Origin of the sequence: Kribbella sp. NPDC056861 (assembly GCF_040687575.1) — a bacterium.
GTDB lineage: Bacteria > Actinomycetota > Actinomycetes > Propionibacteriales > Kribbellaceae > Kribbella.
The window spans coordinates 590898-611546 of the sequence record NZ_JBFBNQ010000001.1 but is presented as its reverse complement, the minus strand read 5'-3'; the positions used below and the strand labels follow the sequence as shown (position 1 = coordinate 611546).

Genomic DNA, 20649 nt, shown 5'->3' with positions numbered 1-20649 from the left:
GGCGCTACCGTCAGGGTATGTCGATCGAGCTGGACCGGCCGGGACCGCTGGTGGCGCTGATCAGCCCGGGATCACGAGGTGCCCCGGGCAACGGTCGCCGTACGCCGCGGGACTGGCTGGTGGACGCGACGTTCGTCCTGATCGCGGCCCTGGGCGTCCTGCTGACGTGGAATCCGCCGGACGGCGCCAGGATCCACCCGCCGTTCGCGCTGAACATGGCGGCCGGCGCGGTGGCTGCGCTGTCCTTGCTGGTACGCCGGAAATGGCCGCTGGCCCTGACTTTGATCCTGACCGTCGTGGCGGTGGTGCTGCCGGCCGTGGGCGGTGCGAGCACTCTGGCGGTGTTCAGTCTGGCCGTGCATCGGCGGCCGCTGATCAGTGGGCTCGGGTGTGCGGCAGCGGTGCTGTCGGCCGCGGTGCAGTTGTGGCTGTTTCCGCCGGCCCCGACGATTCCCTACATCTACTGGCTGGTGCTGGGGCTGGCGTCTTTGCTCTATGTGGCATCCGTTGCCTGGGGCATCGTCGTACGGACCAGGCGGCAGTTGATGCTGTCGCTGGCCGAGCGGGCGCGGCGGGCCGAGGAGGATCAGGAGCAGCGGGTCGAGCAAGGGCGTCGGCGGGAGCGGGAGCGGATCGCGCGGGAGATGCACGACGCGCTCGGTCACCGGCTGTCGTTGCTGAGTGTGCACGCGGGGGCGCTGGAGTTCCGGCCGGAGATGCCGCCGGACGAGCTCGCGGTGGCGGCCGGGGTGATCCGGTCGACTGCTCGTGAGTCCTTGGAAGATCTGCGGGAGATCGTCGGCGTACTGCGTTCGCCGGACTCCGCTCCACCGGGAGATCGGCAACCCCAACCGGGGCTGGGCGATCTGGACGCGTTGATGGAGGAGTCGAGGGCCGCGGGGATGACCGTGATGTTCACGCCGCTGGCGGTCGCTCCCGACTCGATCCCGGCGGCCACCGCGCGGCACGGCTACCGGATCATCCAGGAAGGTCTGACCAATGCCCGCAAACACGCTGCCGGTCAGCCGGTGACCGTCGTCCTCTCGGGTGCGCCCGGCAACGGGCTGTCCATCGAAGTACGCAATCCGATGACCGGCAACGCTCCTGGTACTGGTTCCCAGGTGGGGCTGGTCGGTCTGGCTGAGCGCGCCAAGCTGGCCGGCGGCACCTTGTCCCATGGCGCTACGTCCACCAACTGCTTCCGGCTCCAGGCGTGGCTGCCCTGGCCGGAGTGACGGCTACGATGCCGGGCATGGCTGTTCGGTTGCTGGTGGTGGATGACGACGCGCTGGTGCGGGCCGGCTTGAGGGCGATGCTCGGCGGGGCCGCGGAGCTGGAGATCGTCGGAGACGTCGGCGACGGACGCTTGGCAGTGGACGCGGTGCGGGACCTGCAGCCGGATGTGGTGTTGATGGACATCACGATGCCGGTGATGGACGGCCTGGCGGCGACCGAGGTGATTCGGGGCAAGGAAGGCGCGCCCGAGGTGGTCATCTTGACGACGTTCGGGTCCGAGGAGCACTTGCTGCAGGCGCTGCGCGCCGGGGCGGCGGGGTTCCTGCTGAAGGACGCGGCGCCGCAGGAGATCCTGGATGCGGTGGTCAGGGTGGCCGGGGGAGACCCGATCCTGTCCGGCGCGGTGACCCGGCAGCTGATGGACTACGTGGCCGGGCCGGATGACCAGAGCAAACGCGACCGGGCGCTCGGCGTACTGGCGAAGCTGACCGAGCGGGAGCGGGAGGTCGCCGCAGCTGTTGCCCAAGGCAAGAGTAATGCGGAGATCGCGACCGATCTGGCGATGGGCGTGCCGACGGTGAAGACGCACCTGACCCGGGTGCTGACGAAGCTCGACCTCAACAACCGGGTCCAGGTGGCGCTGCTCGCGCACGACGCGGGACTCGCCTGAGTCGATCCCCCTGTGGAGCCGACCCTGCATGCCACCTGGTGGTACGGGCGCCGGGTAGGGTGCTGCCGAACCATGGCAGTCCAGGAGGGGAGTTCGGGGTGGACACGGGGTACGGGGGAGAGCGGTCGCGCACGATCGGAGGTGATCACCTCGCGCTCAGGGACCAGGTGCTGGCCGAGCTGCGACGGCGGATCGTCGACGGTGAGTACGCGCAGGGCGAGCGGCTGACCGAGAACCGGCTGGCGGACGACTTCGGAGTGTCACGCAACCCGGTCCGGGAGGCGCTGCGGGTGGTCGAGACCGAGGGATTCGTGCAGATCCTGCCGCGGCGAGGCGCGGTGGTGGCGACGCTGGACGAGACGGCGATCCGGGATCTGTTCGCAGTACGGGAGCAGCTGGAGACGCTCGCCGCCGGGTTGGCAGCCGAGCGGGCGTCCGAGGACGACGTGGCACGGTTGCGGCAGTTGCTGGACGACGCGAGCACGGCGACCGAAGCCGAGGACCTCGACCTGGTGGCGGAGCTGAACAGCGCGCTGCATGTGGCGGTGATCGAGATCAGCGGCAACCGGTGGCTGGCGTCGCTGTCGGCGGCGATGTACCACCACGTCCACTGGGTCTTCCGACTCGGCGCTGCCCAGCGGGCGCCGCATTCGTGGAAGGAACACATCAGGATGGTGGACGCGATCGCCGCTGGTGACCGGGCTGCCGCGACTGAGGCGGCCCGAGACCACGTGCTCGCTGCCGCCAACGCTGCGCTCGCCGGTCCCGCCTGAGAGCTGCGCTCGGCTGGCTGGCCGCGATCGCGCCCGGCCGCGCTGACGCTGGCCGCCTGGCAGCTGCGCTCGGCTGGGCCGGCCGCGGTGATCGCCGCCAGCCCTGCCTGACTGCGCCGGCTCGCCGCTGGGCCCGCGTAACAGCTGCGCTCGGCCGGGCCGGCTGCGCGGTGATTGCGTCGACAACATCCAGGTGCAAGCGAGGTGGCGCCCAGCGCCACGAGCCCTCGTCCGGTGGGTGGTAGATGGAGCCTGCCACCTGGCTAGGCCTGGATGCTGACGCGAGCCGTGCTGCTGCTTGCCTGCCTACCAGCTGCGCTTGCCGCTGGCGCCGCCTGACAGCGGCTATCGCCGCTGCCCCGCCTCACAGCGCCGGCTCGCCGTCGGCCTCGCGTGACAGCTGCGCTCGGCTGGGCCGGCCGAGCGGTGATTGCGTCGACAACATCCAGGCGCAGGCGGGGTGGCGCCCAGCGCCACGAGCCCTCGTCCGGTGGGTGGTGGATGGAGGCTGCCACCTCGCTGGGCCTGGATGCTGACGCGAGCCGTGCTGCTGCTGGCCTGCCTAGCAGCTGCGCTTGCAGCCTGCCCTGCCTGACTGCGGCGGCTCGCCGCTGGCCCCGCCTGGGAGCTGCACTCGGTTGCGCCGGCCGCGGTGATCCCGCGGGCCGTGTTGCTGCTGGCCTGCCTAGCAGCTGCGCTCACCGCCAACCCCACCTGACTGCGGCGGCTCGCCGCCGGCCCCGCCTAAGAGCTGCGCTCGGCGGGGCCGGACGCGCGGTGATTGCGTCGACAACATCCAGGCGCAAGCGAGGTGGCGCCCAGCGCCACGAGCCCTCGTCCGGCAGCTGGCGGATGAAGCCTGCCACCTCGCTAGATCTGGATGCTGACGCGGGCCGTGCTGCTGCTGGCCTGCCTAGCAGCTGCGCTCGCCGCCAACCCCCGCCTGACTGCGGCGGCTCGCCGCCGGCCCACCTGAGAGCTGCGCTCGGCCGGGCCGGACGCGCGGTGATTGCGTCGACAACGTCCAGGCGTAAGCGAGGTGGCGCCCAGCGCCACGAGCCCTCGTCCGGTGGGTGGTGGATGGAGGCTGCTACCTCGCTAGCGCCTGGATGCTGACGGGCGCCATGCTGCCGGCCCGCCTGATAGCGGCGCTCGCCGCCCGCCCGCCTAGTAGCCGCGCTAGCGGCCGGTGGCGTAGCCCTGCATGCCTCGGGGGTTGGCAGCGGCAGCTAGTACGCCGTCTGGTGTGCGGGCGACCGCGCACAGCCTGCCGAGGCTCCAGGGGGCGGTCTCGACGACCCGGTGGCCCTTGGCGATCAGCGCGTCTCGTACGGCTGGGCCGAGGCGGCTCTCGATCGTCAGGTCGCCCGGCTCGGTGGCGCGGGGGTAGAACGAGGACGGGAAGGCAGTGGTGTGCCAGGCAGGTGCGTCGATCGCCTCCTGCAACTCCTGTCCACCAGCGAGGTGGCGTAGCAGGAACAGCAGTTGCCACTGGTCCTGCTGATCTCCGCCAGGCGAACCACACGCCAGAATTGGTACGCCGTCCCGCAGTACGAGGGTTGGCGTCAGGGTGGTTCGCGGACGCAGCCCGGGAGCCAGAGATGACGCAAGGCCTTCCTCCAGCCAGAACATCTGCAGACGGCTCCCCAGGCAGAAGCCCAGCTCAGGGATCGTCGGCGAGGACTGTAACCAGCCGCCGCTGGGGGTCGCTGAGATGACGTTGCCCCACTGGTCGATCACATCCACGTGGCAGGTGTCGCCCCGTGTAACGCCGTCGGCAGACACGGTCGGCTCGCCGGTGCTCGCGTCGCCCGCTACACCCGACACGACACCAGGCAGCCGCGGCGTACGGCCGTCGGGGCTACCCGGCCGCAGCTCGTACGACGCCTCCGCGCCGATCAGCGCAGCTCGCTCGGCTGCATAGCCCGGCGAGAGCAGCGTTTTGAGCGGTACGTCGACGCCATCGCCGTACCATGCCTCTCGGTCCGCATAAGACAGCTTGGTGATCTCCGTGACCGTGTGGACCGCCTCGGCACCGCTCAGATCAAGCGAAGCCGGGTCGCCCAGCTCAGCCAGCACCGCCAGCGACTGCAGCAGCGCCGGCCCCTGTCCCCACGGTCCAGTCTTGGCGACCGTGTGCCCGTGCCAGTCGAGTGTCGCCGGCTCCTCCCAGCTCGCCTCGAACGCCGCAACGTCCTCACCCGTGACCAGCCCGGCATGGTCCCGGCCGCTCGAATCGCGATGCGGCAACCGCGAGAACCGATCGATCGCCTCAGCGACAAACCCCTCGCGCCACGCCGCCCGAACCCGCTCGATCTGCGCCACCCGATCCGAACCAGCCTCTTCGCCACTCACGAGCAGCCGCTCCAGCGTGTCCGCGTACGCCGGATTGCGGAACAGCTTGTTCGCCCCAGGCGCCGAACCACCCTGCAACCACAGCTCAGCCGAAGTCGGCCAGTGCTCGGTGAACAGCCCGCGCACCCTGTTGACCGTCTCACCGACCGGGCCGACCAGTGGATGCCCGTTGCGCGCATACCCAATCGCCGGCTCCAGCACAGTCCGCAGCGGCATCGAGCCGTGATCCCGCAGCAACAGCAACCAAGCATCAACAGCACCCGGTACTGCGGCCGCCAGCGGCCCGGACCCCGGGATGAGCTCCAACCCTAACCCCCGGAAGTGCTCGATCGTGGCACCCGCCGGGGCCGTCCCCTGCCCGCACAGCACCCGCGGAGTCGGGTCGGCCGCGGTGGCGATGATGGCCGGCACTTCCCCCGCAGGGCCGTTCAGATGCGGTTCCACCACATGCAGCACGAACCCGGCAGCCGCCGCGGCATCAAAAGCGTTTCCGCCCAACTCGAGAAGTCGCATGGCCGACTGCGAAGCCAGCCAGTGCGTCGACGAGACCATCCCGAACGTGCCGCGCAGGGTGGGCCGGGTCGTGAAAGTCATCGAAGAACTCCTCGTGGGTGCGGTTCCGTCGACTGTTTCACGTCTCCGTCGAGGTGAGCTACCAGCCGTCGGGTCCCGCAAGGGCGACCGTCGGATCGCGGTCCGGTGGGCCGGCCGGGTGCCAGATGGTGTCGATCAGCCGGTAAGGGTGCCAGCGGCCGGCGCGGTCCAGGCGGGTCTGGGAGTGGATCGCGCCGGTCGTGGTCAGCCGGTTGTGGTCGACGGTGATCTGCGGGTCGTCGTCGGCCGCGGCTTGGAGCTCGGTACGGGCGCGGGCGAGATCGCCCGGGTCGGGGGTCCAGGTGTGTTCGAGGACGTCGAGACCGGGCGCGCCGCCGTACGACCAGGCTTCCACGCCGAGGGCGAGGGCTGCTGGGCGACCCCATGCTGCGTCGATGCGATCGCGGAGTATCGGGTAGTCGGTGGCCAGGCGGACGCTGTCTTGCCACTCGTCCAGGAGCCAGGGGTCGGGGGCGCCGGAGAGCAGGGCGTTGAGTTGGGCTCGGGCTCGTCGGGCGGCGTCGAGGACCAGCAGCGGCAAGGTTGCCGGCTCAAGCTCAACCAGAGGTTGAGTGCCACTCACGACCAGATCCTCGATCGCGATCTTGGACGGGAGCGTCGGGACCTCGGGAAGCTCGCCTGCCATCTCAGCCGCGATGGCAGCAGGAACACCTTCGGGCTCTGGCTCGGCAGTGGTGGCAGCTGACGAGCGATGCTGGAGGTCTTCGAGCAGCGTCTCGCGTGACCGGCCGCGCAGCAGGAGCAGGACGAAGGGGTCCTCGTCCAGGAGCCAGGCGGCCTGGTAGCTGAGCCCGGCGGCGTGTTGGCAGGGGAGCTCCCAGCCGTCGCAGGTGCAGGTCGGGTCGAGGTCGCCGATGCCAGGGAGCAACGAGACGCCCGCGTCGGCAGCGGCGTCGACCAGGTCGTGCGGCATCTCGCCGTCCAGCAAGGCCGCGATGTGCCCGGCCCGGGCCGCGACCTGATCGAGGAACCGGCCCCACTCGGCATCGTCCAGCCGGTCGATCTGGATCACGGCCTCGTAGACGTCGTCGGGCGCATAGACAGTCGCCGCCAGCCGCCCTGGGCTGATGGTGATCGTGCCGACCTGCCCCGAGTTCGCCGTACGACGGCCCTTCTTCAGCTGGTTCGAGTCGAGCGAGGTGTCCTCGAGTGCCTGCACCCAGGCGCGTCCCCACCACGACTTCCCCCGCGTACTGCGTCCGCTCTGCGCCGGGAAAGCCGGGAATCCACGCGCCTCCTCGCCACTCATCGCGCACCCCGCAGTTCCACCAGGTCTGCCAGTTCGGTGTCGGTCAACTCGGTCAGCGCGGCCTCCCCAGCCGTCAGTACTGCGTCGGCGAGCGCGCGTTTGCTCGTCAGCATCGCCGCGATCCGGTCCTCGATGGTGCCTTCGGCAATCAACCGGTGCACCTGCACCGGCCGGGTCTGGCCGATCCGGTACGCCCGGTCGGTGGCCTGGTCCTCGACGGCCGGGTTCCACCAGCGGTCGTAGTGCACGACGTGATCGGCTCGGGTCAGGTTGAGCCCGGTGCCGGCCGCCTTGAGCGACAGCAGGAACACCGGTACTTCGCCCGCCTGGAATCGGTCGACCATCTCCTCCCGCTTGCGCACCGGCGTGCCGCCGTGCAGCAGTTGAGTGGGGATGCCGCGGTCGGCGAGATGCCGCTCGAGCAACCGCGCCATCGCGACGTACTGGGTGAAGACGAGCACCGCGCCGTCCTCGGCGATGATCGTCGCGAGCAGTTCGTCGAGGAGTTCGAGCTTGCCGGAGCGACCGCCGAGGCGGGCTTCGTCGCCCTCCTTCAGATACTGCACCGGGTGGTTGCAGATCTGTTTGAGGCCGGTCAGCAGTTTGACGATCAGGCCGCGGCGCGCCATCTGGTCGCTGGCCGCGACCTCGTCGAGCAGTTCGCGCACGGTGGCCTCGTAGAGCACCACCTGCTCGCGGGTGAGCGAGACGGTCTGGTCGGTCTCGGTCTTCGGCGGCAGCTCGGGCGCGATGCCGGGGTCGGACTTGCGGCGCCTGAGCAGGAACGGTTTGACCAGCTTCGCGAGCCGCTCGGCGACGGCCTCGTCCTTGTCGGCCTCGATCGGCGCCGCCCACTGGTTGCGGAAGGTGCTCAGTCGGCCGAGCAGCCCGGGGGTGGTCCAGTCGAGGATGGCCCACAGCTCGGAGAGGTTGTTCTCGACAGGCGTACCGGTGAGGGCGACTCGGGCCAGTGCGGGGACGGTGCGCAGCGCCTTCGCCGTACCGGAGGTCGGGTTCTTGACGTGCTGGGCCTCGTCGGCGACGAGGAGCGCCCAACGATGCTGCGCCAGCCGGGCTGCGTCGCGCCGCAGTGTCCCGTACGTCGTGAGCACGAATCCGCTGTCGGCGCCGTCGAGCGACCGGCCGGAGCCGTGGAAGCGCAGTACCGGGGTGCCGGGGGCGAAGCGCTCGACCTCTCGCTCCCAGTTGCCGAGCAGCGATGCCGGGCAGACGACGAGAGTCGGGCCGGTCGTCTCGGCGGCGAGTTGGCGATGGAGGTGGAGCGAGATCAGCGTGATCGTTTTGCCGAGGCCCATGTCGTCGGCGAGACAGCCGCCGAGGCCGAGGTCTGTCATCCGGACCAGCCAGCGGAGGCCGCGCAGTTGGTAGTCACGCAGGGTCGCTTGCAGGGCCGCGGGCGGCGCGATCTGGTCCTGAGACCGCTCCGGGTCGGCGATCTTGGCGCGGAGCTCCTCCAGCCAGCGGGTCGGGGTGACGGTGATCTGCCGGCCGTCGACCTCGGTGGTGCCGGTCAGGGCGGCGCTCAGCGCGTCGATCGCGGTGACGGGTTTGAGGATCCGCTCGCGGGCCTTGCGGGCCAGCTCGGGGTCGACCAGCATCCACTGGTCGCGCAGCCGGACCACCGGGCGGGTCGCCTCGGCGAGCTGGTCCAGCTCGGCCTCGGTCAGCGGATCCTTGCCAATGGCAACTTGCCAGCTGAAGTCGAGGGTGCTGTCGCCACCGAAGAACTTCGGCATGTCGGACGGCGGGCCGTCCTTGGAGGTGATCGCGGCGCGGGCGGTCAGCTCGCGGCCGATACTGCGCGGCCAGTGCAGGTCGACGCCGGCCGCGGTCAACCGCTGCGCGCCGGTCGCCAGCAGCCCGGCGACCTCCTCGTCGGCCAGGTCGAGCCGATCCGGTACTGCGGAGTCGAGCAAGCGGGTCAAGGGCGACCAGACTCGGGCTGCCCGCCGGATCGCGAGGGTGGCGTCGATCCGGGCGCGGGGGCCGAAGCCGGTGACGTCCTCCGCCCACACGTCGGCGGCATCTCGTACCAGCGTTGGATCCTTGAGGCTGTGGAGCTGCACGACGGCGTGGAAGCCGAGTGATTGCGGCAGCTCGATCCGGAGCGAGATGCGGACGCCGGTGTCGAGGCCGGCTGATACCTCGTCGGCCCAGCCGCGGAGGCGGGATGCCTGCTGCGGCGCTTTGGCTGCGAAGAGCGTGGTGCCGTGCGCCTTCACCGCGCCAGGGGAGCGAGGCATGCCGTCGGCCACCGCATCGAGGAACTGCCGGACGAGATCCTCGCCGACCGGCAGTCGAAGGTCGCCACTTGCGTGGTCAGACGCAGGGGAGGAGGTCGGTGTTACCGATGCGTGGTCAGACGCAGGGGAGGCCGGTGTTGTCGATGCGGAGGTGTGGCTGGGGAGAGGCAGCGAGCGGGCTTCGAAGGGGATGGCCTCGGCGAGTTTGAGGATGCGCTCGACATCGGGAGCGTCGAGCGGTCCTGCTCGCCAAGCATCGTGCCCGGCCGGAGTCACCCCCGGAAGCAGCCGCCCGCGCGCTACCAACTGGAGAGCGATCAGGGCAGCCGCGCCCCAGAACGCTCCGGCAGGGTGAGCACCGGGAGTGGTGCGCACGCGGCCCAGCACGGGAACCGCACGGTCGATCGGCAGCTCGATGACCCGGATCGGCCGAGTGGCGAGCACGCCACCGTCCTTCACGACCAGGTCATGGGTCGCCTGCTCGCCGATACCGAGCGGCAGGTCGCCTCCTGCTGGATCCCAGAAGGCGACCTTGCTGTCCCGCGGTGGATCCGCCGGAATGAACACCGCTGCCAGCTCGGCCAGCGCCCCCGTGTGTACGTACCCTGCCAAACCCGCACTCCCTCTCAGCTGTGAATCAGACAGCGCCGATCGTGACCTCGTCGGTCACGCCCGCCTGCTCGAACTGCGTCCGGTGAAGCTCCTCGTACCGCCCACTGGCCGCCAGCAACTCGGTGTGGGTGCCCTGCTCGATGATCCGGCCGTCCTCGATCACCAGAATCTGGTCGGCCGCCCGGATGGTGGAGAGCCGGTGCGCGATCACCACCGCCGTCCGCCCGTTCAGCGCCTCGGCCAACGCAGCCTGTACTGCGGCCTCCGAGGTCGAGTCGAGCGCCGCCGTCGCCTCGTCCAGGATCACCACCCGGGGTTGGGCAAGCAGCAGTCGCGCGATCGTCAGGCGTTGCCGCTCACCACCGGAGAACCGGTAGCCCCGCTCGCCGACCACAGTCTCCAACTTGTCAGGCAATGCCTGGACCAGCTCGAGAAGCCGCGCTCGCGTCAGCGCTTCCCACAAGTCGTCTTCAGTCGCCTCCGGCCGGGCCAGCAACAGGTTCTCGCGAAGCGTGTCGTGGAAGAGATGCCCGTCCTGCGTGACCATCCCGAGCGTCTCCCGCAGCGACTCCGCCGTCACGTCCCGCACGTCGACGCCGGCGAGCTTCACCGAGCCCGAGTCCACGTCGTACAGGCGGGGGATCAGTTGCGCGATCGTCGACTTGCCGGCCCCGGACGATCCGACCAGCGCGACCATCTGCCCCGGCTCGGCCTTGAACGAGATCTCGTGCAGCACCTCGACCCCGCCGCGGGTGTCGAGCTTGGCCACCTCTTCCAGCGAGGCCAGCGACACCTTGTCCGCCGACGGATAAGCGAACTTCACCTTCGAGAACTCCACCGACACCGGCCCGGCCGGGACCTTGCCCGCGTCCGGCTTGTCCTTGATCAGCGGCTCGAGGTCGAGCACCTCGAAGACCCGCTCGAAGCTGACCAGCGCCGTCATCACCTCGAGCCGCGCGCTCGCCAGCGCGGTCAAGGGGGAGTAGAGCCGGGTCAGCAGCAGCGCCATCGACACCACGGCGCCCGCGTCGAGTTGGTCGCGCAGCGCGTAGAAGCCGCCCAGCCCGTAGACGACCGCGAGCGCGAGCGCCGAGACGAGCGTGAGCGAGGTGACGAAGATCCACTGCACCATCGCGGTCCGGACGCCGATGTCGCGCACCCGGGACGCCCGTACTGCGAACTCGTGCGACTCGCGGGCAGGCCGGCCGAACAGCTTGACCAGGGTCGCGCCCGGCGCCGAGAAGCGCTCGGTCATCTGGGTGCTCATGGTCGCGTTGTAGTTGGCGGCCTCCCGCTCGAGCGAGGCCAGCCGCCGGCCGAACCGGCGGGCCGGGATCACGAAGACCGGCAGGATCACCAGCGCCAGCAGAGTGATCTGCCAGGACACCTTGAGCATCACGACCAGGGTCAGCGCCAGCATCACCAGATTGCTCACCACGCCGGACAGCGTGTCGCTGAAGGCGCGCTGGGCGCCGATCACGTCGTTGTTCAGCCGGGAGACCAGCGCGCCGGTCCTGGTCCGGGTGAAGAAGGCGATCGGCATCTTCTGGATGTGGTCGAACACCGCGGTCCGCAGGTCGAGGATCAGCCCCTCACCGATCCCGGCGGACAGCCAGCGGGTGACCAGGCCGAGCCCCGCCTCGGCGACCGCGATCGCGGCGATCACTCCGGCCAGCCAGAACACGACGCTGACCTGTTGGCCGTTCACGATCGCGTCGACCACCCGGCCGGCCAGCACCGGGGTGGCGACGGCGAGCACGGCGGCGCCGACGCTCAGCAGCAGGAAGGCGATCAGCTGCCGGCGGTGTGGTCGCGCGAACGCGAGGATCCGCAGCAGGGTGGCCTTCGAGAACGGGCGCTTGTCGTCCTGGGCGTGCATGGCGTGGTACATCGAGTTCCACGCGGTCATTTCCATACTCACGGCGAGACTCCGGAACTTCGGGGGAGGAGAGGTAGACGATGATCCTCCTGACCACCGACAGTTTCCGACCGTAGAACCTCAACATTGCTAGAGGTCAAGCTTCCCGTCCTAACTGAGTACGCTGTACGAGGTAACTGCGAGAGTGTAGCCAATCGAGTAGAAAGATGCACATGAGTCAGGAGTACAGCGGTAGCGGCGACCCCGCGAAGAGCCTCGAACTGCTTTGGGGCCTGCAGGCCAAGCCGACCCGGGGGCCGAAGCCGGCACTCACCGTGGACAAGGTCGTTGCCGCCGCGCTCAGGATCGCCGACGCCGAGGGGCTCGCGGCGATGTCGATCCGCCGGGTCGCGGACGAGTTGGGCGTCGGCGCGATGACGCTCTATCGCTATGTGCCCGGCAAGGGCGAGCTGATCGACGTCATGCTCGACACCGCGTACGGCGAACTGCCGCTGCGCGAGGTGCCCGGTGATTGGCGAGCGAAGCTGGACGCGGTGGCTCGGGAGATTCGCGAGATGTACCTGAAGCACCCGTGGCTGCTGCAAGTCGCGGTGAGCCGGCCGCCGCTCGGGCCGGGAGTGATGGCGAAGTACGAGCACGAACTGCATGCGGTGAACGGGATCGGTTTGAGCGATGTCGAGATGGATGCGGCGGTCGCGCTGGTCAACGGGTACGTGCACGGCGCCGTCCGGAGTGCGGTGGAGGCGGCGCAGGTGATCCGAACGTCGGGAATCAGCGACAAGGAGTGGTGGCTGGCGCACGAGCCGCTGCTGGACAAGATCGGCGACACGAAGAAATACCCGTTGGCGAGCCGGGTCGGGACTACTGTCGGTCACGAGTTCGATGCGCCGTACGACTCGGACCACGGTTTCGAGTTCGGCCTGGCCCGGGTCCTGGACGGGATCGCGACACTCCTGCACGGTCGGTAAATACAGTTGTGAGTGAGTACTCACTCAGTTAGTCTCGATCGGGTGAGCCCACGAGCAACTCCCTTGCCCCCCGATGAGCGGCGCGCCGCACTGGTGCGGGCGACGCTGCCCCTGCTGGAGGAGTTCGGCGCGGCGGTGAGCACCCGGCAGATCGCCGAGGCGGCCGGGGTCGCCGAGGGCACCATCTTCCGTGCCTTCGGCAGCAAGGACGCGCTGATCGACGCCGCGTTCAAGACCGCCTTCGAGGTCGATCCGCTGATCGAGGCGCTCGGCCGGATCGACCGGTCGCTGCCGCTGCGGGAGCGGATGACCGAGGCCGTCGACGTGGCCCAGACCCGGCTGCGCGGGGTCTTCAAACTGTTCGTCGCGATGCGGATGGCCCGCCCGCCGGCGGACTGGAAGTCCGATCCCGACGAGGAGGCGCGCCGCAAGCTCGACGGCGAGCGGGCCGACGAGGCCTTCGCCGAGGTCTTCCGGGCCGACGCCGGCCAACTGCGCTACCCACCGGAGGAGGTCTGCCAGTTGCTCCGGCTGATCACCTTCGCCGCCACCCACCCAATGATTTCGGACGGTCGGACCATGACCGCCGAGGCCATCGTCGACTTCGCGCTCGACGGTGTCCGACTCCACGAACCCGGGGATCGCTGATGTTACTTCGACTGCTGCGGACGCACCTTCGTCCGTACGCCGGCAACCTGTCCATGGTGGTGGTCCTGCAACTGATCGGGACGATCGCCTCTCTCTACCTGCCCAGCCTGAACGGCAAGATCATCGACAACGGCGTCGCCACCGGCGACACCGGCTACATCGTCGAGAACGGCGGCTGGATGCTGGGCATCAGCCTGGTCCAGATCGTCTGCACCGTGGCAGCGGTGTACTTCGGCGCGAAGACCGCTGCCCTGTTCGGCCGGGACGTGCGGGCCGCGGTGTTCCACCGGGTGGGCGAGTTCTCCGCCCGCGAGGTGAACCAGTTCGGCGCGCCGACGCTGATCTCCCGCAGTACCAACGACGTCACCCAGGTGCAGATGCTGGTGGTGACCACCTGCACGATGCTGGTCTCGGCCCCGATCACGATGGTCGGCGGCATCTTCATGGCGGTCCGCGAGGACGCCGGCCTGTCCTGGCTGGTGGCCGTCGCCGTACCGTTGCTGGGGGCATCGATCGGGCTGATCGCCAGCCGGATGGTGCCGCAGTTCCGCAGGATGCAGGTCAATATCGACGCGGTCAACCGGGTGCTGCGCGAGCAGATCACCGGGATCCGGGTGGTCCGCGCCTTCGTCCGCGAGCCGCACGAGACCGAGCGGTTCGGCGAGGCGAACACCAACGTCACCAACACCGCGATCTCGGCCGGCCGGCTGATGGCGCTGGTCTTCCCGGTGGTGATGCTGATCCTCAACCTGTCCACCGTCGCGGTGCTGTGGTTCGGCGCCTCCCGGGTGGAGAGCGGCGCGATGATGGTCGGCCAGCTGACCGCCTTCATCAGCTACCTGATCCAGATCCTGTTCTCGGTGATGATGGCGACCTTCGTGATGATCATGGTGCCGCGCGCCGCGGTCTGCGCCGACCGGATCAGCGAGGTGCTGAACACCGAGTCGTCGGTCCGCCCGCCGGCCACCCCGATCAGGGAGTTCACCGGTACCGGCGAACTGGTCTTCGAGAACGCGAGCTTCCAGTACCCCGGCGCCGCCGAGCCCGTACTGCGTGACGTCAGCTTCACCGCGACGCGGGGCCGGACGACCGCCGTCATCGGCAGCACCGGCGCCGGCAAGACCACGCTGTTGTCGCTGGTGCCACGCCTGTTCGACGCAACCGGCGGCCGGGTGCTCGTGGACGGTATCGACGTCCGCGACATCGAGCCGGACTCGCTGTGGGAGCGGATCGGTCTGGTTCCGCAGCGCCCGTACCTGTTCTCCGGCACGGTGGCGAGCAACCTGCGCTACGGCAACCCCGAGGCCACCGACGAGGATCTCTGGCAGGCGCTTGAGATTGCCCAGGGCAAGGACTTCGTCGAGGGGATGGCGCTCGGCCTGGAGGCGCCGATCTCGCAGGGCGGCACCAACGTGTCGGGTGGTCAGCGGCAACGGCTGGCGATCGCCCGGGCGCTGGTCCGCAAACCGGAGATCTACCTGTTCGACGACTCGTTCTCGGCGCTCGACCTGACCACCGACGCCCGGCTGCGGGCCGCGCTCGCGCCGGTCACGGCCGACGCGGCGGTGGTGATCGTCGCCCAGCGGGTCTCCACGATCATCGACGCCGACCAGATCATCGTGGTCGAGGACGGCGCGATCGTCGGCAAGGGCAGTCACGACGAACTCCTCGAAACCTGTCCGACGTACGTCGAGATCGTGGAGTCTCAGCGGTCGGCGGAGGAAGCAGCATGACGGATCAGAAGCTGGCAGAACCGGCCGGCGAGGACCAGCCGGCCGAGACGATCAAGTCGACCGAGCGGCCGACCGGTCAGCGCGCGTTCGGCCCGCCCGGGGGCATCCCGGGGGACAAGTCGATGGACTTCGGCCCGTCCGCCAAGCGGCTGCTCCGGCGGCTGCGGCCGCACCGGGTGCAGGTCTTCGGCGTGATCCTGCTGGCGATCGCCAGCGTCGGGCTGTCGGTGCTCGGCCCGAAGATCCTCGGCCGGGCGACCGACATCATCTTCGCCGGCGCGATCGGCAAGGGTCTGCCGAAGGACCTGAGCAAGCAGCAGCTGATCGACCAGCTCCGGGCGGCCGGCGAGAACCGGAAGGCCGACCTGCTCGGCGGGATCGACCTGATCCCCGGCGTCGGCATCGACTTCGATGCCCTGCGCAACGTGTTGCTGCTGGTGCTGGCCCTGTACGCCGGGTCGTTCCTGCTGTCCTGGATGCAGGGCTACATCCTGAACGGCGTGGTCCAGCGGACCGTCTTCGAGCTGCGCTCCGAGGTGGAGGACAAGCTCAACAAGTTGCCGCTGAGCTACTTCGACGGCGCCCCCCGCGGCGAGCTGCTGAGCCGGGTCACCAACGACATCGACAACATCTCGACCAGCCTGCAGCAGACCCTGAGCCAGTTGCTCACCTCGTTGCTGACGGTGATCGGCGTGATCACGCTGATGTTCGTGATCTCGCCGCTGCTGGCGCTGATCGCACTCGTCACGATCCCGATCTCGATGATCCTGACGGCGGCGATCGCCAAGCGGTCGCAGACCCGGTTCGTCGCCCAGTGGCGGCACACCGGCGCGCTGAACGGCCAGATCGAGGAGGCCTTCACCGGCCACGAGCTGGTCAAGGTGTTCGGCCGGCAGAAGGAGATCGAGGCGAGCTTCGCGAAGAAGAACCAGGAGCTCTACGAGGCCTCCTTCGGGGCACAGTTCATCTCCGGGCTGATCATGCCGTCGATGATGTTCATCGGGAACCTGAACTACGTGGTGATCGCGGTGCTCGGTGGCCTGCGGGTGGCGTCGGGCTCGATGTCGCTGGGTGACGTGCAGGCCTTCATCCAGTACTCGCGGCAGTTCACCCAGCCGCTGACCCAGGTCGCCTCGATGGCGAACCTGCTGCAGTCCGGGGTGGCCTCGGCCGAGCGGGTGTTCGAAGTACTGGACGCCACCGAGCAGCTGCCCGAGGACGCGACCCCGGCCAAGCTCTCGGAGTCGCGCGGCCGGGTCGAGTTCGAGCACGTGTCGTTCTCGTACACCGAGGACAAGCCGCTGATCACCGACCTGAGCCTGGTCGCCGAACCGGGCCAGACGGTAGCGATCGTCGGCCCGACCGGGGCCGGCAAGACCACGCTGGTGAACCTGATCATGAGGTTCTACGAGCTGAATGGCGGCCGGATCACGCTGGACGGCGTGGACATCACCGAGCTGACCCGGCACGACCTGCGCCGGCGGATCGGGATGGTGCTGCAGGACACCTGGCTGTTCGGCGGGACGATCCGGGACAACATCCTGTACGGCAACCTGTCGGCGACCGAGGAAGACATGCTCGCCGCCGCCAAGGCGACGTACGTGGACCGCTTCGTGCACAGCCTGCCGGACGGCTACGACACGGTGATCGACGAGGAAGGCAGCAACGTCAGCGCCGGCGAGAAGCAGCTGCTGACGATCGCCCGGGCCTTCCTGTCCGACCCGCAGCTGCTGATCCTCGACGAGGCCACCAGCTCGGTCGACACCCGCACCGAAGTACTGGTGCAGCGGGCGATGGCCGCCCTGCGCTCGGACCGGACCAGCTTCGTGATCGCGCACCGGCTGTCGACGATCCGCGACGCGGATCTGATCCTGGTGATGGAGAACGGCTCGATCGTCGAGCAGGGCACCCACCAGCAGTTGCTGGCGGTGAACGGCGCCTATGCGCGGCTGTACAACGCGCAGTTCAGCGGCGCGGTCGTCCACGACGAGGAACTGGCGGCAGTACCGGCAACAGTCCCGCCGGCGCCGGCTGGGCCGTCGCGCTGGGGCGAGGACGACGAAGAGATCTGAGCGATGAAGGGGGACCTCGCGAACCGGCGAGGTCCTCCTTTCGTATCGCGGCTAGTGCTTGCTGATGACCAGGTCCGGGCGGCGCGCGAGCAGTACGCCGAGGGTCGCGTAGCCGATCAGCAGGTGGCCGCCGCCCACCCACCGCGCCGCGGAGTCGCCGAAGACGATCACGGCGGGCATCGTCACGAAGACCCAGCTCTCCGCCACCAGCGGCCACCAGCGCAGCAGGCCACGCCAGCGTCCGGTGATCGCCAGCTTGATCCCGATCACCATCATGCCGACCATCGACAGCGGCCAGCAGATGTCCAGTACCGCGAGCCAGCCGGCATTCTGCAGGTCCTCCGGCAGCACCCCGTGCAGCAGCGACCAGAGCGTGGCCAGCCCCAGGATCACCGCCTCGACCTTGAGCATCGCGACCGCCGGCCGGGTCAGGCCGGTCGCGCGGGTCCGGTACTGGACGGTCAGCAGACAGAACAGCCCGAGCTGGAACGCGAGCCCGGTCAGGTCATTGATCCGTTCCTTCGAGCCCTCGTTGACCGTGTCGAACGCGAAGATGCACACCGCCCAGGTCAGCGTGCCGGCTGTCAGGCCGAGCCCGAGCCGCCTGATCCTGGCGGGGTCCAGCGCCGACCTGGCGCCGGACCCGAACTCGGTGGCGTCGGTCCTGGCCCGCGCCGGTGTTTCCGTCATGACGGTTCCTTCCTCCCCTGGAGCACACGTCGTACCCCCTGACGAGGACTCTGCGGCCGCCGGGAACCCGGGCGGCAGGGGCGCCGGCCCCGTGCGTTGTCCCGAAGATCGCGGGACAACAGACCCGAGACGACGGGACACGGCCTGGGTGACAATGCAACGGTGGCTGATGTGGGGGAGTTGCGTCTGCCCGCCCGCAGGGGATGGCCGGCCCCTGCGATCGCGGGTGTTGCGGTGGTGCTGTCGGTTCTGACGGTGGTTCTCGATGTGCGGAACCGAGGTGGTGTGCCGGCCGCGGCCGAGCTGGACTCGGGCTGGGCCGCAGTACTGTCGGGGCTCGCTCAGATGCTGCCCGGTGCTCTCCTGCTGCATCGGTTGCCGCGTCATCCGATCGCCTGGGTGCTGACGCTGTCGGGCCTGCTGTGGATCGTGGACGGTTTCGCGTCCAGCTGGGCGGCGTACGCGATCTACACCTCGCCGGGACTGCCCGGCGCGGCAGCGGCGTACTGGTTCTACTCGCGGTTCGGCGCCGTGCTGTTGCTCGGCCTGCCGTTGCTCATCCTGCTGTTTCCGGACGGGCGGCTGGTCACCGCGCGCCTGTGGCGTTCGCTCTCCGTCGTCAGCCTCGCGCTGACCGCGTTGCTGCCGGTGCTGCTGGTCGTGGTGCCGATGGCGGTGATGATCCGGTACCACGGTGCCGTCCTGCCGCCGGAGATCACGCGGCTGGCGGTCGATCCCTTCAGCATTCCGCTCTCGTACCAGGTCTGGGAACCGTTGCTCCGGATCTCCTATGCGGCGGTGATCGTGAGCCTGGTGGTCCCGTTCGCCGTCACGGTGCATCGTTACCGGGCTGCATCCCGGGAGCGGCGCGCGCAGATCCGCTGGCTGATGTGGGCCGCGCTCGTGGACATGTTCCTGCTGTTCGTACCCCTGGAGGACCCGCCGGCCGTGCCCGCGATCCTGTTCGGTACGGCGATCGCGCTGACCTCTGCCGCGATCGTCGGCGCGGTCACCAAGCACCGGTTGTACGCGATCGACCGGTTGCTGTCAGCAACGTTTCTCTACGGGTTGCTCGCGATTCTCGTGGTGGCGGTGGACCTGGCCGTCTTCGCGCTGGCCGGCGGCATGCTGGGGGAACGTGATGCTGCCCTGGCCGCGATTGCCGTGGTGGCGGTGATCTACGCGCCGCTGCGGAGCCGGCTCTCGCGTGCGGTACGGCGGCTGGTTCGCGGCTCACGCGAGGATCCGTATGCGACGGTCTCCACGCTGGCCGAGCGGCTCGAGTCGGCGGCGGATCCGGACGAGCAGTTGCGGGCGGTCGCCCGGACACTGGCTGAGGCGTTTCGGCTGCCCTACGTGCGGGTTGAGATCGACCGCTCATCCGGCGGCCGGGCGGTCATCGAGCACGGGTCCGAGACCGGTCCGACGATCGCTCTGCCCGTCCGGTACCGGAGTGAGTCCGTTGGGCGGCTCGTGTTGTGTCCGGGGGACGGGACGGCCTTGTCCGAACGGGATCAGCGTTTGCTGGGCGATCTGGTTCGGCAAGCGGCAGCGGCTGCCCGGGCGAGTGAGCTGAGCACCGAACTGCAGCGCGGCCGGAGCCGGTTGGTGGCTGCACGCGAGGAGGAGCGGCGCCGGATCCGCCGGGATCTGCATGACAGCCTCGGTCCCGGCCTCGGGGCGGTGGCGCTGCGGATCGAGACTGCGCGCAACCTTGCCATGTCCGCACCCGAGCGCGCCGACGAGATGCTCGCGCAGGCCACAACCGAGGTCACCGCAGCTCTGGCCGACGTCCGCCGGCTGGCGCATGACCTGCGGCCACCGGCGCTGGATGAGCTCGGCCTGGTCCGGGCGATCGAGCAACAGGCTGAGCGGTTCCGGCTGGGTGGTCTGCAGGTTCACGTGAAGGCGTCGTCGCTGGGGGTGCTGCCCGCCGGGGTCGAGGTTGCGGCGTACCGGATTGCTTCGGAGGCGCTGACCAATGTGGCCAGGCATGCATCGGCCTCGCGGTGCGACCTCGACCTGCGACTGGTCGATGGGTCGGCCTTGCAGCTGACCGTGCAAGACGATGGGATCGGCATCGCCGAGGAGGTGGTGGCCGGCGTGGGCATGCTGTCGCTTCGGGAGCGGGCGGCGGAACTCGGAGGAGAGAGCAGCGTGACCTGTCCGGCGGAAGGCGGGACCGTCGTACGGGTTCGGCTGCCGCTGTACGCCGTACCGGAGGTGGCTGGTGTCTGAGGTCGTGCGGGTGATGCTCGTCGACGATCACCCTGTCTATCGGGACGGTCTGGCCGCGCTGCTTGGCTCGCTCGACGGGGTGGAGGTGGTCGGGACGGCCGGTGATGGGCTCGAAGCCGTTGCCCGGGCTGGTGATCTGCAGCCCGACGTGGTGGTGATGGACGTGCAGATGCCTGAGCTGGACGGGATCGAGGCGACCCGGCGGATCACCACCGACAGCCCGCATATCGGGGTGGTCATCCTGACGATGGCCGAGGAGGACCGGACCCTGTTCGCCGCGATGCGGGCGGGTGCTCGAGGCTATTTACTGAAGGGTGCCAACCAGACGGAGATCCTGCGGGCGATCACCGCGGTGGCGCGGGGTGAGGCGATCTTCGGGCCTGCGCTGGCGCTGCGGGTGGCCGAGTTCTTCGCCGCCGCTCCGGTCGCGACCGGGTCCGCTGCCTTCCCGCAGTTGACCGACCGGGAGCGTCAGGTGCTCGCGCTGGTCGCGGCCGGGCGGTCGAATCCTCAGATCGCCTCGGAGTTGTTCCTGTCACCGAAGACGGTGCGTAACAACGTGTCGAACATCTTCGCGAAGCTGCATGTGGTGGACCGGGCCGAGGCGATCATTCGCGCTCGCGACGCGGGTCTCGGCCGGTGACCCG

At 69.4% G+C, this 20649-nt stretch carries 14 protein-coding genes; 9 read left to right on the top strand and 5 right to left on the bottom strand.

Going from position 1 to position 20649, the window contains the following annotated elements:
* Positions 1 to 17: 17 nt before the first annotated feature.
* The 3 genes from AB0P21_RS02710 to AB0P21_RS02700 all read left to right on the top strand — a co-directional run bounded on the left by AB0P21_RS02710 (position 18) and on the right by AB0P21_RS02700 (position 2679).
* Complete coding sequence (locus tag AB0P21_RS02710) at positions 18 to 1235, top strand: histidine kinase (protein WP_363693316.1); 1218 nt, start codon at positions 18 to 20, stop codon at positions 1233 to 1235.
* A gap of 17 nt (positions 1236 to 1252) precedes the next feature.
* Positions 1253 to 1906: a response regulator transcription factor gene (locus AB0P21_RS02705; protein WP_363693314.1), complete on the top strand. Its 654-nt coding sequence runs from the start codon at positions 1253 to 1255 to the stop codon at positions 1904 to 1906.
* A gap of 98 nt (positions 1907 to 2004) precedes the next feature.
* Positions 2005 to 2679, top strand: a complete 675-nt coding sequence (locus tag AB0P21_RS02700) for a GntR family transcriptional regulator (RefSeq protein WP_363693312.1) — start codon at positions 2005 to 2007, stop codon at positions 2677 to 2679.
* A 1179-nt stretch (positions 2680 to 3858) separates the two neighbouring features.
* On the opposite strand, the gene AB0P21_RS02695 is transcribed toward AB0P21_RS02700, so the two are convergent.
* Genes AB0P21_RS02695 through AB0P21_RS02680 form a run of 4 tightly spaced genes read right to left on the bottom strand, consistent with a single transcriptional unit; the run spans position 3859 to position 11683 of the window.
* Positions 3859 to 5628: a gamma-glutamyltransferase gene (locus tag AB0P21_RS02695; RefSeq protein ID WP_363693310.1), complete on the bottom strand. Its 1770-nt coding sequence runs from the start codon at positions 5626 to 5628 to the stop codon at positions 3859 to 3861.
* A 58-nt stretch (positions 5629 to 5686) separates the two neighbouring features.
* Positions 5687 to 6898, bottom strand: a complete 1212-nt coding sequence (locus tag AB0P21_RS02690; protein WP_363693308.1) for a hypothetical protein — start codon at positions 6896 to 6898, stop codon at positions 5687 to 5689.
* Positions 6895 to 9774, bottom strand: coding sequence for a DEAD/DEAH box helicase (locus tag AB0P21_RS02685; RefSeq protein WP_363693306.1), 2880 nt, complete (start codon positions 9772 to 9774; stop codon positions 6895 to 6897). Before AB0P21_RS02685 ends, AB0P21_RS02690 begins: the two co-directional genes overlap by 4 nt.
* A 25-nt stretch (positions 9775 to 9799) precedes the next feature.
* The gene (locus AB0P21_RS02680) at positions 9800 to 11683 is read right to left on the bottom strand and encodes an ABC transporter ATP-binding protein (protein WP_363694408.1); all 1884 of its coding nucleotides are present in this window, start codon (positions 11681 to 11683) and stop codon (positions 9800 to 9802) included.
* Positions 11684 to 11865: 182 nt separating this feature from the next.
* Here AB0P21_RS02680 and AB0P21_RS02675 point away from each other — a divergent pair, with 182 nt between their 5' ends.
* The 4 genes from AB0P21_RS02675 to AB0P21_RS02660 all read left to right on the top strand — a co-directional run bounded on the left by AB0P21_RS02675 (position 11866) and on the right by AB0P21_RS02660 (position 17074).
* Positions 11866 to 12621 carry a TetR/AcrR family transcriptional regulator C-terminal domain-containing protein gene (locus tag AB0P21_RS02675; RefSeq protein WP_363693304.1) on the top strand — a complete coding sequence of 252 codons (756 nt, stop codon included), beginning with the start codon at positions 11866 to 11868 and terminating at the stop codon, positions 12619 to 12621.
* 42 nt (positions 12622 to 12663) lie between these two features.
* Positions 12664 to 13269, top strand: a complete 606-nt coding sequence (locus tag AB0P21_RS02670) for a helix-turn-helix domain-containing protein (RefSeq protein WP_363693302.1) — start codon at positions 12664 to 12666, stop codon at positions 13267 to 13269.
* A complete protein-coding gene (locus AB0P21_RS02665) occupies positions 13269 to 15002 on the top strand; it encodes an ABC transporter ATP-binding protein (protein ID WP_363693300.1) in 1734 nt (577 codons plus the stop codon). Before AB0P21_RS02670 ends, AB0P21_RS02665 begins: the two co-directional genes overlap by 1 nt.
* A 122-nt stretch (positions 15003 to 15124) precedes the next feature.
* The gene (locus AB0P21_RS02660) at positions 15125 to 17074 is read left to right on the top strand and encodes an ABC transporter ATP-binding protein (RefSeq protein WP_363694407.1); all 1950 of its coding nucleotides are present in this window, start codon (positions 15125 to 15127) and stop codon (positions 17072 to 17074) included.
* Positions 17075 to 17125: 51 nt separating this feature from the next.
* On the opposite strand, the gene AB0P21_RS02655 is transcribed toward AB0P21_RS02660, so the two are convergent.
* Positions 17126 to 17764 (bottom strand): hypothetical protein, encoded by a 639-nt coding sequence (locus AB0P21_RS02655; RefSeq protein ID WP_363693298.1) that lies wholly within the window; start codon positions 17762 to 17764, stop codon positions 17126 to 17128.
* A 162-nt stretch (positions 17765 to 17926) separates the two neighbouring features.
* Here AB0P21_RS02655 and AB0P21_RS02650 point away from each other — a divergent pair, with 162 nt between their 5' ends.
* Positions 17927 to 20002 carry a sensor histidine kinase gene (locus AB0P21_RS02650; protein ID WP_363693296.1) on the top strand — a complete coding sequence of 692 codons (2076 nt, stop codon included), beginning with the start codon at positions 17927 to 17929 and terminating at the stop codon, positions 20000 to 20002.
* Entirely contained in the window at positions 19995 to 20645 is a 651-nt protein-coding gene (locus tag AB0P21_RS02645; protein WP_363693294.1) for a response regulator transcription factor, read from the top strand. The genes AB0P21_RS02650 and AB0P21_RS02645 overlap by 8 nt, the downstream gene beginning before the upstream one ends.
* Positions 20646 to 20649: the final 4 nt, after the last annotated feature.

What these genes read in the sequence shown, in the direction of transcription:
- AB0P21_RS02675 (WP_363693304.1), top strand. Translation starts at nt 11,866, where the DNA reads ATGAGTCAGGAGTACAGCGGTAGCGGCGACCCCGCGAAGAGCCTCGAA.
- AB0P21_RS02665 (WP_363693300.1), top strand. Translation starts at nt 13,269, where the DNA reads ATGTTACTTCGACTGCTGCGGACGCACCTTCGTCCGTACGCCGGCAAC.
- AB0P21_RS02695 (WP_363693310.1), bottom strand. Translation starts at nt 5,628, where the DNA reads ATGACTTTCACGACCCGGCCCACCCTGCGCGGCACGTTCGGGATGGTC.
- AB0P21_RS02655 (WP_363693298.1), bottom strand. Translation starts at nt 17,764, where the DNA reads ATGACGGAAACACCGGCGCGGGCCAGGACCGACGCCACCGAGTTCGGG.
- AB0P21_RS02705 (WP_363693314.1), top strand. Translation starts at nt 1,253, where the DNA reads ATGGCTGTTCGGTTGCTGGTGGTGGATGACGACGCGCTGGTGCGGGCC.
- AB0P21_RS02680 (WP_363694408.1), bottom strand. Translation starts at nt 11,683, where the DNA reads ATGACCGCGTGGAACTCGATGTACCACGCCATGCACGCCCAGGACGAC.
- AB0P21_RS02690 (WP_363693308.1), bottom strand. Translation starts at nt 6,898, where the DNA reads ATGAGTGGCGAGGAGGCGCGTGGATTCCCGGCTTTCCCGGCGCAGAGC.
- AB0P21_RS02710 (WP_363693316.1), top strand. Translation starts at nt 18, where the DNA reads ATGTCGATCGAGCTGGACCGGCCGGGACCGCTGGTGGCGCTGATCAGC.
- AB0P21_RS02660 (WP_363694407.1), top strand. Translation starts at nt 15,125, where the DNA reads ATGGACTTCGGCCCGTCCGCCAAGCGGCTGCTCCGGCGGCTGCGGCCG.